Consider the following 13,552-nt stretch of genomic DNA (forward strand, 5'->3'; position numbering starts at 1 on the left):
CAGCAATTTTCTAATTGACTCATTGACAAATTATCAAATTGATTAATTATTCTTTAACACGCTCCATATAAGAACCAGAAGCAGTATCTATTTTAATTTTATCACCTTCATTAATAAACAAAGGAACATTAACAGTTGCTCCTGTTTCTACTGTAGCAGATTTGGTAGCGTTTGTAGCAGTATTCCCTTTTACTCCAGGCTCAGCATAAGTTACTTCAAGAATAATTGAAGCTGGCATATCTACTGATAAAGGTAAATCTGTTTCGGTGTTGATTTGCACCATAACATTTGTTCCTTCTTTCAATAAATCCGGATTATCAAGAATATTTTTGTTTAAAGTAATTTGCTCAAAAGATTCGTTATTCATAAAATGAAATTGATCTCCTTCTGCATATAAATACTGATACGTATGTGTTTCTACACGAACATCATCAATTTTATGTCCTGCTGAAAAAGTGTTATCCAAAACTTTTCCAGTCGTTAAACTCTTTAATTTTGTTCTTACAAAAGCAGGTCCTTTACCTGGTTTAACATGTAAAAATTCGATAATTTTATAAATATCGTGGTTGTATTTAATACAAAGTCCGTTTCTAATATCTGATGTAGATGCCATTTTATATATGATTTAAGATTGTAGATTTTAGATTTTTTAGAGTTCTAAAATCTTAATTTATTATTTAAAAGACAAAATATTTTTTTTTTGGTCTTTTCTCTTTCTTCTTTTTTCTATTCTCTTTTAGTAATTTCCAGAATAACCTTTCATAATACCACGAGATGAATTTCTAATAAAATCGATAATTTCATCTCTTTCAGGAGTTGCTTCCATTTCGGCTTCAATAATTCCTACTGCCTGAGTGGTATTGTAATTTTTTTGATATAAAATTCGATAAATATCCTGAATTTCTCTGATTTTTTCGGTTGCAAATCCTCTTCTTCTCAATCCAACAGAATTGATCCCTACATAAGATAATGGCTCTTTAGCCGCTTTTGTATAAGGAGGAACATCTTTACGAATTAATGAACCACCAGAAACCATAGCATGATCTCCAATATTAATAAATTGATGCACCGCTGCCAAACCACCTAACACGGCATGTTTACCCACAATTACATGGCCTCCTAAAAGAACTCCGTTTACAATAATAGCATTATCTCCTACTACACAATCATGAGCAATATGAGCAGCAGCCATAATTAAACAATTGTTCCCTATAACAGTTTGTCCGGAAGCATTTGTACCTCTGTTGATAGTCACACATTCTCTGATGGTACAATTGTCTCCAATAATAGCCAATGAGTCTTCACCACCAAATTTTAAATCCTGAGGAATCGCCGAGATTACCGCTCCAGGAAAAATGTTACAGTTTTTACCAATTCTTGCCCCTTCCATAATGGTTACATTCGAACCAATCCAGGTACCATCACCAATGACCACATTGTTATGAATAGTTGTAAATGGTTCAATAACCACATTTTTGGCGATTTTTGCGCCAGGATGAACATATGCTAATGGTTGATTCATCTGTTTGTTGTTTTTTATAATTAATTACCTTAATTACTATGAAAAGCTTTTGATAGTAACAGGAGGGAAACTATTCTGTTTATTGTTGTTTTTTTGCAATTTGAGCCATCAATTCAGCTTCAGCAACTAATTTTCCATTAGCATAAGCATTAGCTTGCATATGACAAATTCCTCTTCTGATAGGAGTTATTAAATCACATTTAAATATTAATGTATCTCCAGGTAAAACTTTATGTTTGAATTTAACATTATCAATTTTCATGAAATACGTCAAATAATTTTCCGGATCTGGTACAGTGCTTAAAACAAGGATTCCTCCTGTTTGAGCCATAGCTTCTACAATTAAAACTCCAGGCATAACCGGTGCATCAGGGAAATGACCTACAAAGAAATTTTCGTTCATTGTTACATTTTTCATCCCCACCACATGACTATCTGACATTTCAATGATTCTATCGATCAATAAAAATGGAGGTCTGTGTGGCAACATTGCCATAATTTTATGAATATCCATTAATGGCTCTTGATTTAAATCGTAAACAGGAACATAGTTACGTTGCTCGATTTTAATCATTTTAGCCATTTTCTTTGCAAACTGTGTGTTTACAAAATGACCTGGTTTGTTAGCAATAATTTTACCTTGAATTTTAGTACCAATTAAAGCTAAATCACCAATTACATCTAATAATTTGTGTCTTGCAGCCTCATTTGGGTAATGCAAAGTCAAATTATCTAAAATACCATTAGGCTTAACATTAATAGAATCTTTACCAAAAGCTATTTTTAAATTCTCCATTGTAGTTGCCGAAATTTCTTTATCAACATAAACAATAGCATTATTTAAATCGCCACCTTTAATTAAACCATTATCTAAAAGAGATTCTAGTTCATGCAAAAAACTAAAAGTTCTAGAAGAAGCAATTTCAGTTTTAAAATCGCCAATATTTTTAAGAGTTGCATTTTGTGTTCCTAAAATTTTAGTACCAAAATCAACCATTGTAGTTACGGTATAATGGTCACTAGGCATCACCAGAATTTCGCTGCCACTAGCTTCATCTGTAAAAGAGATAACTTCTTTTACCACATAAACATTGCGGTTTGCTGTTTGCTCTTCAACACCTGCTTTTTCTAAAGCTTCAACAAAATATTTTGAAGAACCATCCATAATAGGAAGTTCAGAAGCGTTTAATTCGATAATTACATTATCTAAATCACAACCAACAAGAGCCGCTAATACGTGCTCTGGTGTTTGAATTTTAACTCCTAATTTCTCTAAATTAGTTCCGCGTTGTGTGTTGACAACATAATTAGCATCTGCTTCAATAATTGGATGTCCTTCTAGATCTACCCTAACAAAAGTAAAACCATTATTTACTGGAGCAGGTTTAAAAGTCATTTTAACTTCTTTACCAGTATGTAAGCCAACCCCTGTTAACGAGATTTCTGTTTTGATGGTCTTCTGTTTAACCATTGTTTCCATTTTTTTGGTTTAATATTTGTTTTTTTAATTCGTCAATTTCTGCAATAATCTTAGGTAAATTTTTAAAATGCACATAAGATTTACTAAAATCATTGTAGCCAAATGTAGGGCTTCCTTGTAAAACTTCGTCGTCTTTTATATTTCTAGCCACACCTGATTGGGCTTGGATTCTAACATTATTTCCTATTGTTAAATGTCCTGAAATCCCTACTTGACCACCTATCATTCCGTTTTTGCCAATTTTAGTAGAACCTGCAATTCCTGTTTGTGCAGCAATTACAGTATTTTCACCTATTTCTACATTGTGTGCTATCTGAATTTGATTATCCAGCTTCACTCCTTTTCTTATAATTGTGGAGCCTAATGTAGCTCTGTCAATTGTTGTACAAGCACCAATTTCTACATTTTCTTCAATTACAACATTCCCTATTTGAGGAATTTTAGTGTAACTACCATCGGGATTTGGAGCAAATCCAAAACCATCTGACCCAATTACAGTTCCCGCATGAATGGTACAATTAGAACCTATAACTGTATCAGAATAAATTTTAGCGCCCGCAAAAATAGTGACATTATTACTAATGACAACATTATCTCCAATAAAACAATTAGGATAAATTTTTACATTGTCGCCAATTCTCACATTAGCTCCTACATAACTAAAGCTTCCTAAATACAAGTCTTCACCATATTTTACATCTGGAGAAAGAACCGTATGAGAATCAATTCCTTTTTTACTGGCCTTTCTGGCTTGGTCATAAAACTGTAATAATTTAGAAAATGCCATATAAGCATCATCTACTTTAATTAAGGTAGTTTTTAATTCTGATTCAGGGGCAAAACTTTTGTTTACAATGGTAATTGAAGCTTCGGTAGTATAGATATAGTTATTGTATTTAGGGTTGGATAAAAAAGTAATAGAACCTACTTTTCCTTCTTCAATTTTAGAAAGTTCATGCACTTCAGCCTGTGGATTACCCACTACTTCACCTTCTAAAACACCCGCTATTTGTTCTGCTGTAAATTTCATTCCGACAAAAATATAAAAAAAATAGATTTCAAATGTGGATTTATACCAGTTGTTTTGGGAAACAAATATAATATTTGGTCACCGATTTTGATAAAGATTTCAAATTCAACTGGTCTGATGACTCAATTACATCTTCAACAGTTCTATCTTTTTTCAAAATTCGTATTGGCTCAGCTTCCTTATCGTATGCCTGATTTTTAATTTTTCCTTTAAAAATAAAATAATTAGTATCAACAATACTAATATTGTTTTCTAAAGCAAAACGTTCTTTTAATGGATTTAAATCATCAATAGCAACTTTGTCACTCGTTAATTTAATTTTTAATAAATCTCTATTGATTATCATTTTACTTAAAGAAGCTAAAATAAAATCATCGTTTTGTTGCCAAGCTTTCAAAGCACTTATAATGTCAAAATCATCTAATTGCGAAAATAAATCTAATGTTTCTGTGTTAAAGGAATCAAGATCTATTCTATTTTGCATAAAAAATTGCAAAGGTGCGCTACAAGGTAAAACAATTCCTTTTAAAGTCAACTCTTTAGCACGTTTTAGGATTTTTGTTAAAATCAATTCGCCCACTAAACTTGTTTTGTGCAAATAAGCTTGCCAATACATTAAACGACGCGACATTAAGAATTTTTCAACCGAATATATTCCTTTTTCTTCGATAACTAAAAAATCATCTTCCACATTCATCATCTGAATCAAACGCTCCGAATTCACATTTCCTTCAGCCACACCAGAATAAAAACTATCCCGTTTTAAATAATCCATTCTATCCATATCCAATTGACTTGAAATCAATTGCAACATAAATTTTCTATGATAATCACCTTCAAAAATTTTAATAGCCAAGCTCAATTGTCCTTTAAATTCTACATTCAACTGACGCATAAACAGCAATGAAATTTCTTCGTGATGTACATTTTCAACAATACTTTTTTCCATTGCATGCGAAAAAGGACCATGACCTATATCATGCAATAAAATAGCTATATAAAGTGCATTTTCTTCTTCTTCTGAAATAGAAACTCCTTTAAATCTTAGAACATCAACGGCTTTTTGCATTAAATGCATACAACCTAAAGCATGATGAAAACGCGTATGATTAGCTCCCGGATATACTAAATAAGACAATCCCATTTGAGAAATACGTCTCAATCGCTGAAAATAAGGATGTTGTATTAAATCATATATTAAAGCATTGGGAATGCTTATAAACCCATAAATAGGATCATTAAATATTTTAAGCTTATTGATTTGAGTCACTATTTTAATTTTGAGAGCAAATATAAGTAAATTCAATGTTACTTCTTTACGCTTTATTGCAACAAAACTTTTTTAGTAACTCCAAATTCTATAAAAAACATCTTAAAAATATTAACAGAAAATTAAGGTTCAGTTAGTTCGGTAAATTACGAACTAAACGTATCTTTGCAAAAAATTACCATGGACGATATACAAAAAGAAAAAGAAGAACTCATTGAGATGTTCGGAATTCACTTTGAGTCGGCATACCAAATTCCACCACTTGCAGGAAGAATCATCGGTCTGTTAATTGTTGAAGGATGCAAATCTGGTGTAACGTTTGAAAGTATGATAGAAAAGCTTGGCGCAAGCAAAAGTTCTATTTCAACTAATTTGAAATTACTTCTTAAAATGGAAAAAATATATTATTTCACCATTCCTTGTGACCGAAAAAAATACTTTAAGTCAGCCCCGTTAAGTAGCCGTCTATCTAATTATTTAAAGATATTAGAAAACGAATGTTTATTAACAGATAAAATACTCAACTACCGCGAAAAAACAGCTTCGTGTTTAGAAGAAAAAACCAATCTGCAAAACATTAAATCATACAAAAAACACCTGTATGAGGTAGAAACATCGTTAAAAAAAACGATAGCTGAATTCAAAAAAATAGAAATCCAAAATCAATCCAATAAATAAATATCCAAATTATGAAAAAGAGATTTTTTATTAGTTCAATCATATTATCAGTTGGTTTACTATCCTGTAACCAAAAGAAAGCTGAACAAGCTGCTCCAACAGCAATGCCTTACAAAGTACTAAAAGTTGAAAAGTCTAATACCACTCTATTGTCTGAATATCCTGCTACTTTAGAAGGTATAACTGATATTGATATTCGTGCAAAAGTGGATGGTTATATTGAAAAAATCTACGTACAAGAAGGGCAAGAAGTAAAAAAAGGACAATTACTTTTTAAACTAGAAACCCAAACTGCTAATCAAGAAGCTGCAGCTGCTAAAGCAAAAGTTAGTGCAGCACAAGTAGAAGTAAATCGTTTAATTCCATTAGTGGAACGCAATATTATTAGTGATGTACAATTAGAAACCGCTAAAGCTAATTTAGCAAGTGCTAAAAGTACCTACCAAAGTATTCTAGCTCGAATTAATTATGCAACAATCAAAAGTCCTGTAAATGGAATTGTAGGTACATTGCCTTTACGATTAGGAAGTTATGTAAGCAGTCAAACTGCCGAACCATTAACTCGAATTTCTGATGTAAGTACTATTTATGCGTATTTTTCAATGAATGAAAAGCAACAATTAGACATTACAATGAATGCACCAGGAAAAACTTTCCAAGAAAAAATTGCTCAAATGCAAGCAGTCAACCTAATTTTAAGCAATGGTATGGAATACCAACAAAAAGGAAAAATTGAAACATTTAGTGGTCAAGCCAATACACAAACAGGTTCATTTAATGTAAGAGCTAGTTTCCCTAATAGCAACAAATTACTGCGTTCTGGAGGAAGTGGAAGCATTCAGATTCCTACTAATTTAAAAGACGTTATTATTGTTCCACAAAGTGCTACCCTAGAAATGCAAGACAAACGAGTTGTACTTATTGCTGATAAAGACAATAAAGTAAAAGCGGTTCCAGTTGAAGTTCGCGCTATACCTGGAGGTCAATATTTTGTAGTAGACAAAGGTTTAAATGTTAACGACAAAATCCTAGTTGAAGGTGTTGGTATTGTTCCTGAAGGAACTGAAATAAAACCAGAAGTTGTGGACTATGCCAGCATTATCAAACCTATAAGTAAAACTATTAACTAAAAACGGAATAAATAACAGCTTATGTTTTCAAAATTTATTGACAGACCCGTATTGTCAACGGTGATTTCTATTATCATCGTTATATTGGGAGTTTTAGGGCTTATTTCACTTCCTGTTTCTCAATATCCAGAAATAGCACCTCCTACCGTATCGGTATCAGCAAATTATCAAGGTGCCAGTGCCGAAGTAGTAATGAACTCGGTAGTAATTCCGTTAGAAGAACAAATCAATGGTGTAGAAGACATGACTTATATGACTTCTACTTCAAATAATGATGGTTCGGCATCGATTAATATCTATTTTAAATTAGGAACAAACCCGGATTTAGCGGCTGTAAACGTACAAAACCGTGTATCAAGAGCTACACCATTATTACCGCAGGAGGTTACAAAAGCTGGGGTTACCACTTCTAAAAGACAGAGTGATAATATCTTGATTTTCTCTTTATACAGTGAAAATCCTAATTATGATATGACCTTTCTTCAAAACTATGCCAATATCAACATTTTACCTAAAATTAAAAGGGTTGCCGGTGTAGGTGATGCCACTATATTTGGACAAAGAGATTATTCTATGCGTATTTGGTTAAAACCGGATATCATGGGAGCTTATGGCTTGGTTCCTTCCGATATTACTGCTTTGCTGGCAGAACAAAATATTGAAGCTGCTCCGGGACAATTGGGAGAAAGTGCCGACCAATCTTTTCAATATGTATTAAAATATAAAGGTCGTTTACAAAGTACCAAAGAGTTTGAAGAAATTGTAGTTCGTTCCACTCCAAATGGTGAAGTTCTTAAATTAAAAGATGTTGCCCGAATTGAATTGGGTGCTGTAAACTATGCCAGTAACACACTTACCAATGGAAATCAATCGGTGGGTATAGCAATTGCACAAACTGCAGGTTCTAATGCCCAAGAAGTAATTGAAAATTCCCTAAAAGAATTGGATAAAGCTGCAATCAATTTCCCTAAAGGAGTTAAATACACCTCGTTAATTAATGCCAATGATTTCTTGGAAGAATCTATTTCTAAAGTTATTCATACTTTAATAGAAGCTTTTATATTGGTATTTATTGTTGTTTTTGTCTTTTTACAAGATTGGAGATCAACACTGATTCCTGCTATTTCGGTACCAGTGGCTATTGTAGGTACTTTCTTTTTCTTAAGTTTATTTGGCTTCACCATTAACTTGTTAACCTTATTTGCTTTAGTGTTAGCCGTTGGTATTGTTGTGGATGATGCCATTGTAGTAGTTGAAGCCGTCCATGCCAAGATGGAAGCAGGTGAACACGATCCTAAAAAAGCGGCACATAGTGCCATGGGAGATATTAGTAGTGCTATTATTTCTATTACCTTAGTAATGTCGGCTGTATTTATTCCGGTTTCATTCATTAGTGGTTCGGCAGGAGTTTTCTACAAGCAGTTTGGATTAACATTAGCTATTTCTATTGTTCTTTCGGCAATTAATGCTCTTACTCTTTCACCTGCTTTATGTGCTATTTTCTTAAAAGAACATGATCCTAATAAAGAAAAAGGATTTTTAGATCGTTTTTATACAGCTTTCAATACTGGTTTTAAAACAACAACTAATAAATACAAAAAAGCGGTTGAATTTTTAGTAAAACGCAAATGGTTGGCTTTCTTAGGAATTGCTGTTTTTGCCGGTGTATTTGTACTATTAATAAACACTACACAAAAAGCCTTTGTACCTAGTGAAGATACCGGAGCAATCTTTTCGGATGTTCAATTAGCACCAGGAACTTCTTTGAAAAAAACAGAAGAAGTGTTACTACAAGTTGAGAACAAGATAAAAGATATGCCAGAAATTAAAGAAATACTTCGTATATCTGGTAGAAGTATCATCAGTGGTTCTGGTAGTAATTACGGAATGGTAATTTTGAAATTAAAACCTTGGGCCGAGCGTAAAGAAACCAATCAAGAAGTTAATGCTGTTGTTCAAGAATTATTTAAGCGAGCTGCTACTGTTAAAGATGCAAAAATATTATTTTTTGCACGTCCTACATTATCTGGTTTTGGTTACTCTAATGGATTTGAAATGCAATTGCAGGATCAAAAAGGAGGAACTATTCAGGATTTAAGTAAAGTAAACTCTGATTTCTTAGCTGCTTTAAATAGTCGTCCTGAAATAAAATATGCCGCTACTCCATTTTCTCCAAATTACCCACAATATCGTATTGATTTAAATGTGCCGGCAATTAAAAAATCAGGATTAACCGTAACAGATATTTTAGGTACTCTACAAGGATATTATGGTGGAGTTTATGCTTCTAACTTTAATAAATTTGGAAAACAATACCGCGTTGTTTACCAATCGGAACCTCAGTTTAGAAGTGATCCGGAATCATTTAATAAAGTTTTGGTTCGAAATAATGCCGGACAAATGGCTCCTATTTCACAATTTGTAAAACTGGAGAAAGTTTTTGGCCCTCAGGCGATCGACCGTTTTAACTTGTTTACATCGGTTAAAATTACTGGTGCGCCAAATGAGGGCTATAGTTCTGGAGATGCTATTAAAGCAGTTCAGGAAGTTGCCAGTCAAAAACTACCTCTTGGATATGGCTATGAGTTTTCGGGAATGACACGTGAAGAAATTAGTGCCGGAGGACAAACCTTATTTATTTTCTTATTGTGTTTAGTATTTGTTTATTTCTTATTATCAGCACAATACGAAAGTTACATTTTACCTTTTGCCGTTTTATTATCGTTACCAGTTGGTTTAGCAGGAGCGTTTATTTTTGCTTATTTCTTTAATGTAAGTAATAATATTTACCTTCAAATTACCTTAATTATGCTTATTGGTTTATTAGCTAAAAATGCTATTTTGATTGTTGAGTTTTCAGCAGATGCCCGTAGAAAAGGTCATAGCGTTACTCAAGCAGCTATTCAAGGAGCAGTGGCGCGTTTACGTCCTATCTTAATGACTTCGTTTGCCTTTATTTTAGGATTATTGCCTTTAATGTTAGCCAGAGGTGCCGGTGCTGTAGGTAACAAGGCCATTGGTACAGGAGCTATTGGAGGAATGCTAATTGGAACTGTCTTAGGAGTATTTGTAATTCCTATCTTGTTTATTGTTTTCCAAAATTTACAGGAAAAAATTTCGACAAAACCACTTCCAACACCAATTGCCGAATCAGATGTTGAATCTTTAGAATAAAAAAATGAAAAATAAAATATATAAAATCGCTTTATTAGTCCTTTCGGCAACTTTATTGCAATCCTGTTTTGTTGCTAAAGATTACAAAAGACCCGAAGTAAAAACCGATAATTTGTATCGTTCTGAAGCTGTTGCTACAGATACAAACTCTTTAGCTAATGTTTCTTGGGATAAAATTTTTACCGACCCTATTTTGCAAGGCTACATTAGAAAAGGATTGGATAACAATTACAACATCCGAATTGCAATGCAAAACCTTGTGGCTGCCGAAGCTACTATGAAACAAGGAAAAGCAGGTTACTTCCCAAGTTTTTCAGTTACTCCAAGTTGGACGCATATTAAAACTTCTAAAAACAGCCAAACAGGTTCGTTTTTAAGAAATCTAGATATTGATCAATACCAAATTACTGGTAATCTTTCATGGGAAGCTGATATTTGGGGAAAAATCAGAAGTAATAAGCGTGCTACCAATGCCGCTTATTTGCAAACAGCAGCAGCTAATCAAGCTATTAAAACAGAATTAATAGCCAATATTGCTGCTACCTATTATCAACTGCTTGCAGTCGACGAACAAATTAAGGTAGCAGAAGAAACTTTAATCAACAGAAACAAAAGTGTTGAAACTATTTTGCAACTTAAAAAATCAGGAAGTGTTACTGAGGTAGGTGTTAAACAAACCGAAGCCCAAAAATATGCTACCGAAATCATTATAGCCGATTTAAAAAACAGTGTTATTATCTTAGAAAATACTTTAAGTACGCTTTTAGGAGAACCTTCTGCAGAAATAGAACGCAGCACTTTTGATGCGCAAAAATTACAACCCGTAGTCACTCTAGGAGTTCCAACACAGTTATTAAGAAACAGACCAGACGTAATTGCTGCTGAATACAATTTAATTTCAAATTTTGAATTATCTAATGTAGCTAAAAGTAGTTTTTACCCAAGTTTAACAGTAACGGCAACTGGTGGATTGCAAAGTATTGATTTAAAAGAATGGTTTAGCGCTAATTCTATTTTTGCAAATATCGTTGCAGGATTAACACAGCCTATTTTTAATCAAAGACAAATTAAAACCAGATATGAAGTTTCCAAAGCTAATCAGGAAAAAGCCTTTTTACAATTTGAGCAGTCCTTATTAACAGCTGGAAAAGAGGTATCGGATGCCTTGGCACAATACAATAATGAAACACATAAAATTACAATTCGCGAAAAACAAGCTGAGGTTTTAACAAAAGCAGCAAGTTATTCAGATGAGTTATTGACCTATGGTTTGGCTAATTATTTAGAAGTTTTAACTTCTAAAAATGATGCTTTAAATGCTAAATTGAGTTTAGTTGACAATAAATTCCAACAATACAAAGCCATCATCCAATTATACAAAGCCTTAGGCGGTGGATGGCAATAAGCTTAATTCTTTTACCCGGAATTAAATTAGGTTATATATTCAAAAAGCCATCTTGTTCTAAAAAACGAGATGGCTTTTTTGTTGGTAAAATTTAGTTTTAATTTTATATCAAAGACAATAAATATCCTAAAAATGCTCCTCCTATAACGATGAAAGCACTATTAATATTTCTATAATTAAAAGCAATTACAATACTTACAACTGCAATCAAAATGGTACGCCAATCCGTGATGGTATCTGTTCCCATTTGGATACAAATAGAAATAATGATTGCTACCGATGATACATTCACTGCATCTAAAAACACCGAAAATGGTTTAGAACTACGCAGTTTTTTTACCAACGGATTCAATAAGGCTACAAATACAAAAGAAGGTAAAAATATGGCTAATGTAGCAACCAAAGCCCCTGAAACTCCATTGATTTGATAGCCTACAAAAGTAACCGATGAAAAAACTGGACCTGGAGTAAATTGTCCCACCGCAATAGCATCAATCAATTGGGTACGGGAAAGTAAACCTTTAGCCACTAATTCGGCATCTAAAAAAGCAAATAAGACATAACCACTTCCGTATAGAATGGCTCCTATTTTTAAGAAAATGAAAAATAAATTCCAATTGCTGCTCAGGACAACTGTTGAAGGTGTAGCCGGTAAAATCCCTAAAGGAATTAAATTAGAGGAAACAGAAGGCTTGTTTTTTATCGAAAACCAAAATAAAGACAAAAATCCCGCTCCAAAAAGCAGCATAATTTCATTATAATGCAAAAGCGAAAGTGCCAAAACTAAAACACCAATAACACCCAGTTGAATAGTTTTAAATGATTTTTTGGCTAAAGGAAAAATAGCGCCCAGAATAATTGCTATAATAGCTGGTTTAATTCCGTATAAGAAAGGTTGTATTTCAGGTAGTTGACCGTAATTTTTATAAAGCCAGGCAAAAAATCCCGTAATAAAAACAGCAGGCAAAATAAAACAAAGTCCCGAAACAATTAAGCCTTTCACTCCTGCCCTTTCATGACCAATATGAATAGCCATTTCAGTACTGTTTGGCCCCGGAATTAAATTGGTTGCACCTAATAAATCTATAAAATGCTGTTCGTCCAGCCATTTTCTTTTGACAACCACTTCATTTTGCATCATTGCAATATGAGCAGCAGGACCACCAAAACCTATAATTCCTAACTTTAAAAAGAGTTGTGCCAGCTCCTTTAAACGTTGTTTTTCATTCATTATGACTGCTATTTTTGTACTTAATTTAGAAGCCAAAATAAACTATTTTTTTTTAAAAAGTCATATTAAATTTAGAACACAGATTGAAGAAATCCGTTTTAATTTTTAAAAATTTCTTTAATCTGTGTTCTAAAAAATAGACGATTATTTCAGTCTAACAGGAATCCATACTTCCTCTTCCGAATTAGGATCACCTTTCTTGTATTTTTCTCCTAGAATTTCAAAATGCGGTCTATCATCTACCACATAAGCCGAATTAGGAATCCAATCACTAAAAATAGCTCCAAAAAAAGCGGGTGCATCACTCCCATCACCTTTATAATCAAAAACAGCATACCAACCGCCTGGAATTATTAAAGTTTCCATTTCTGCAGGAACAGCAATAAAATCATTCACTTCAACTGCTACCCATTTTTCAAAATCAATAGTAGGGCTGAATTTCTCCCAAAAACCTACTGGAAATTGCTGAAGCGAATACAAATTAGCATTTACTGTATTACCAATTTCTTTTTTTCTGGGCATAAATCGCTGCCATAAAGGAACAGGATTATATGCTGCATAATTCATGTTTTGTTTACAGCCTATTAGTTTTTTCTCTGCCAGTGTGGTGATTTTTGGTTTCATTTTTAAGA

Annotated in this window: 11 protein-coding genes; 4 read left to right on the forward strand and 7 right to left on the reverse strand. The window is 33.0% G+C overall.

Features of this window, described 5'->3' with window-relative positions; translation table 11 throughout:
* Positions 1-46 precede the first annotated feature (46 nt).
* The 5 genes from efp to AC4FRF_RS14160 all read right to left on the reverse strand — a co-directional run bounded on the left by efp (position 47) and on the right by AC4FRF_RS14160 (position 5,302).
* Entirely contained in the window at positions 47-613 is a 567-nt protein-coding gene (efp, locus tag AC4FRF_RS14140; protein WP_491160314.1) for an elongation factor P, read from the reverse strand.
* Between the two features lie 123 nt (positions 614-736).
* Positions 737-1,522: an acyl-ACP--UDP-N-acetylglucosamine O-acyltransferase gene (lpxA, locus tag AC4FRF_RS14145; protein WP_491160316.1), complete on the reverse strand. Its 786-nt coding sequence runs from the start codon at positions 1,520-1,522 to the stop codon at positions 737-739.
* Between the two features lie 79 nt (positions 1,523-1,601).
* Positions 1,602-2,993, reverse strand: a complete 1,392-nt coding sequence (locus tag AC4FRF_RS14150; protein ID WP_491160317.1) for a bifunctional UDP-3-O-[3-hydroxymyristoyl] N-acetylglucosamine deacetylase/3-hydroxyacyl-ACP dehydratase — start codon at positions 2,991-2,993, stop codon at positions 1,602-1,604.
* Entirely contained in the window at positions 2,986-4,032 is a 1,047-nt protein-coding gene (gene lpxD / locus AC4FRF_RS14155; RefSeq protein ID WP_491160319.1) for a UDP-3-O-(3-hydroxymyristoyl)glucosamine N-acyltransferase, read from the reverse strand. The genes AC4FRF_RS14150 and lpxD overlap by 8 nt, the downstream gene beginning before the upstream one ends.
* A gap of 40 nt (positions 4,033-4,072) precedes the next feature.
* Positions 4,073-5,302, reverse strand: coding sequence for an HD domain-containing protein (locus AC4FRF_RS14160; protein ID WP_491160321.1), 1,230 nt, complete (start codon positions 5,300-5,302; stop codon positions 4,073-4,075).
* Between the two features lie 165 nt (positions 5,303-5,467).
* On the opposite strand from AC4FRF_RS14160, the gene AC4FRF_RS14165 reads away from it, so the two are divergent.
* The 4 genes from AC4FRF_RS14165 to AC4FRF_RS14180 are packed head-to-tail and all read left to right on the forward strand — an operon-like array spanning position 5,468 to position 11,689.
* Complete coding sequence (locus tag AC4FRF_RS14165; protein ID WP_491160323.1) at positions 5,468-5,980, forward strand: GbsR/MarR family transcriptional regulator; 513 nt, start codon at positions 5,468-5,470, stop codon at positions 5,978-5,980.
* Positions 5,981-5,991: 11 nt separating this feature from the next.
* Positions 5,992-7,110 carry an efflux RND transporter periplasmic adaptor subunit gene (locus tag AC4FRF_RS14170; protein WP_491160325.1) on the forward strand — a complete coding sequence of 373 codons (1,119 nt, stop codon included), beginning with the start codon at positions 5,992-5,994 and terminating at the stop codon, positions 7,108-7,110.
* Between the two features lie 21 nt (positions 7,111-7,131).
* The gene (locus AC4FRF_RS14175) at positions 7,132-10,284 is read left to right on the forward strand and encodes an efflux RND transporter permease subunit (protein WP_491160327.1); all 3,153 of its coding nucleotides are present in this window, start codon (positions 7,132-7,134) and stop codon (positions 10,282-10,284) included.
* Positions 10,285-10,288: 4 nt separating this feature from the next.
* Positions 10,289-11,689 (forward strand): efflux transporter outer membrane subunit, encoded by a 1,401-nt coding sequence (locus AC4FRF_RS14180; protein ID WP_491160329.1) that lies wholly within the window; start codon positions 10,289-10,291, stop codon positions 11,687-11,689.
* Between the two features lie 103 nt (positions 11,690-11,792).
* On the opposite strand, the gene chrA is transcribed toward AC4FRF_RS14180, so the two are convergent.
* Together chrA and AC4FRF_RS14190 are read right to left on the reverse strand one after the other, a co-directional pair.
* Positions 11,793-12,920: a chromate efflux transporter gene (gene chrA / locus AC4FRF_RS14185; RefSeq protein ID WP_491160331.1), complete on the reverse strand. Its 1,128-nt coding sequence runs from the start codon at positions 12,918-12,920 to the stop codon at positions 11,793-11,795.
* A gap of 144 nt (positions 12,921-13,064) precedes the next feature.
* Positions 13,065-13,544 (reverse strand): GyrI-like domain-containing protein, encoded by a 480-nt coding sequence (locus AC4FRF_RS14190; protein ID WP_491160333.1) that lies wholly within the window; start codon positions 13,542-13,544, stop codon positions 13,065-13,067.
* Positions 13,545-13,552: the final 8 nt, after the last annotated feature.

This window comes from Flavobacterium sp. ST-158, from assembly GCF_058309975.1.